Origin of the sequence: Pseudomonas sp., from assembly GCF_050739995.1 — a bacterium.
Classification (GTDB): domain Bacteria; phylum Pseudomonadota; class Gammaproteobacteria; order Pseudomonadales; family Pseudomonadaceae; genus Aquipseudomonas.
The window spans coordinates 1-2,917 of record NZ_JBOICG010000475.1 but is presented as its reverse complement, the minus strand read 5'-3'; the positions used below and the strand labels follow the sequence as shown (position 1 = coordinate 2,917).

At 62.8% G+C, this 2,917-nt stretch carries 3 protein-coding genes; all 3 read left to right on the top strand.

Annotation, left to right across the window (positions count from 1 at the left end):
* On the top strand, window positions 1-672 hold a 672-nt coding region (locus tag ACRESD_RS15750), incomplete at its 5' end, for a di-heme oxidoredictase family protein (protein WP_431751769.1).
* A gap of 31 nt (window positions 673-703) precedes the next feature.
* Window positions 704-1,768, top strand: a complete 1,065-nt coding sequence (locus ACRESD_RS15745; protein ID WP_431751768.1) for an imelysin family protein — start codon at window positions 704-706, stop codon at window positions 1,766-1,768.
* A 2-nt stretch (window positions 1,769-1,770) separates the two neighbouring features.
* Complete coding sequence (locus ACRESD_RS15740; RefSeq protein ID WP_431751770.1) at window positions 1,771-2,868, top strand: DUF1513 domain-containing protein; 1,098 nt, start codon at window positions 1,771-1,773, stop codon at window positions 2,866-2,868.
* Window positions 2,869-2,917 lie beyond the last annotated feature (49 nt).

Sequence of the window (2,917 nt, the reverse complement as noted above, 5' to 3'; positions counted from 1 at the left end):
GCCCGGCACACCACCGTCCTCGGGCGTTTTGGCTGGAAAGCCGGGCAACCCAATCTCAATCAACAAAATGTTCACGCGTTTTCTGGTGATATGGGCCTCACCACGTCCCTGAGACCCTTTGATGACTGCACGGATGCCCAAGTGGCCTGCAAACAGGCCCCCAACGGCAATGGCCCCGATGGTGAGCCGGAAGTCAGCGATAACATCCTGCGCCTGGTGCTGTTCTACACCCGCAACCTCGCGGTGCCCGCGCGCCGTGGCGTCAACACGCCACAGGTGCTGGCCGGCAAGAACCTGTTCTACCAGGCCGGTTGCCAGGGCTGCCACAAGCCGATGTTCACCACGACCGCCTCGGCGTCCGAACCCGAGTTGGCCAACCAAGTGATTCGTCCCTACAGCGACCTGCTGTTGCACGACATGGGCGAAGGGCTGGCCGATCACCGCAGCGAATTCAAGGCCGGTGGCCGCGACTGGCGCACGCCGCCGTTGTGGGGCATTGGCCTGACGCAGACCGTGAGTGGCCATACCCAGTTCTTGCATGATGGTCGCGCCCGCAACCTGCTCGAAGCCGTGCTGTGGCATGGCGGAGAAGCACAGGCGGCGCAGCAGCATGTGTTGTCCTTCAATGCCGAGCAGCGCGCCGCGTTGCTGGCGTTCCTGAATTCTTTATAAGCTTCGCCCCAATTACAGAAGGGAGCTCTACATGTTCCGTCCCAAGTTGTTGTTCACCAGCCTGGCCGCCCTCGCCCTCGGCGCCTGCTCGCCGCAAGACCCGCAAGCGGTGACCTCGGCCGCCATTGCCAAACAGGTCATTCTGCCCACCTACAGCCGCTGGGTTGAAGCCGACCGCCAACTGGCCGTCAGCGCCCTCGCCTATTGCCAGGGCAAGGAAAGCCTGGACACCGCCCGTGCCGACTTCCTCCACGCACAAAAAGCCTGGGCCGAGTTGCAACCGCTGCTGATCGGCCCGCTGGCCGAAGGCAACCGCTCGTGGCAAGTACAGTTCTGGCCGGACAAGAAGAACCTGGTGGGTCGCCAGGTCGAGCAACTGGTCAGCGCCCAGCCGCAGATCGATGGCGCCGCCCTGGCCAAGTCCAGCGTCGTGGTCCAGGGCCTGTCTGCCTACGAATACATCCTCTACGACGCCAAGACCGACGTCGCCAATGAAGTGCAAAAGGCCCGCTACTGTCCACTGCTGGTGGCCATCGGCGAGCGCCAGAAAACCCTGGCCGAAGAGATCCTGGCCAGCTGGAACAGCACCGACGGCATGCTCGCGCAGATGACCAAGTTTCCCAACCAGCGCTACGCCGATTCCCACGAAGCCATTGCCGACCTACTGCGCGTCCAGGTCACCGCACTGGACACCCTGAAGAAAAAACTCGGCACGCCGATGGGCCGCCAGACCAAAGGCATCCCGCAGCCGTTCCAGGCCGATGCATGGCGCAGCCAGTCGTCCCTGCAGAGCCTGGAAGCCAGCCTCGCCGCCGCGCAAACCGTATGGGTGGGTGTGGACAACAAAGGCTTGCGCAGCCTGCTGCCGTCGGATCAAAAGCCGTTGGCCGACAAGATCGACGCCGCCTATGCCGCAGCCCTGAAACTGTTCGCCAGCAACCAGCGTACGCTCAATGAACTGTTGGCCGACGACGCCGGGCGCCAACAGCTCAACGACCTCTACGACAGCCTCAATGTCGTTCACCGCCTGCACGAAGGTGAGCTGGCCAAGGCGCTGGGCATCCAACTGGGCTTTAACGCCAACGACGGTGACTGATGATGCTCAGGCGACAGGCTTTGGCGGTTGGCAGCGTGCTGCTCAGTGCGCTCACACTGGGTGGCTGGACATTGTTCAAACAGAAGGACAAAGGCCCGCTGCTGCTCTCGGCGCGGGATGATGCCGACGGCAAGCACTACGCCGTGGGTTTTCGCCTGGATGGCAAGCAAGTGTTTGCCACCCAGGTCGGCCAACGCTGCCACGACATCATCAACCACCCGACGCTGCCGATTGCACTGTTCGTGGCCCGTCGCCCGGGCACCGAGAGTTACCTGATCGATTTGCGCGACGGCGGGTTGCTGCAGACCATCACCTCGAACACCAATCGCCACTTCTATGGCCACGCGGTGATTCACAAAAGCGGCGACTGGCTGTACGCCACCGAGAACGACACATCCGACCCCGGCCGTGGCTTGCTCGGCGTGTACAAGTTCGAGGGTGAGCGGCTGGTGCACAGCGGTGAGATCGCCACCCATGGCATTGGCCCGCACCAAGTGTCGTGGATGCCCGACGGCGAAACCCTGGTGGTGGCCAACGGTGGTATCCGCACCGAGGCCGAAAGCCGTGTGGAGATGAACCTCAACGCCATGGAGCCGAGCCTGGTGCTGATGCACCGCGATGGCACGCTGATCAGCAAGGAAACCCTCGGTCAGCAAATGAACAGCGTGCGCCACATGGGAATCGCCAGCGATGGCACCATTCTCACCGGGCAGCAATTCATGGGGCCGTCCCAGGAGCGCTCCGAGTTGCTGGCGATCAAGCGGCCAGGCCAACCGTTCGTGGCGTTCCCGGTGGCCGATGAGCAGTTGCAGGCCATGGGGCACTACACCGCCAGCGTCGCCGTGCACAGCGAACTGCGCCTGGTAGCACTGACCGCACCACGGGGTAATCGCTTTTTTATCTGGGACATGGACAGCGGTGAGCTGCGCCTGGATGGGCCGTTACCCGATTGTGCCGGCGTGGGTGCGGTGGCGGATGGTTTTGTCGTCACTTCCGGTCAAGGGCGCTGCCGGTTCTACGATTGCCGTCAGAAACAGTTGGTCGCCACACCGTTAGAGCTGCCTGCTGGGCTTTGGGATAACCACCTGCACCTGATCTGAAGCTTAAAAACTTCAACGTGTGGGAGCGGGCTTGCTCGCGAAGGCGGCG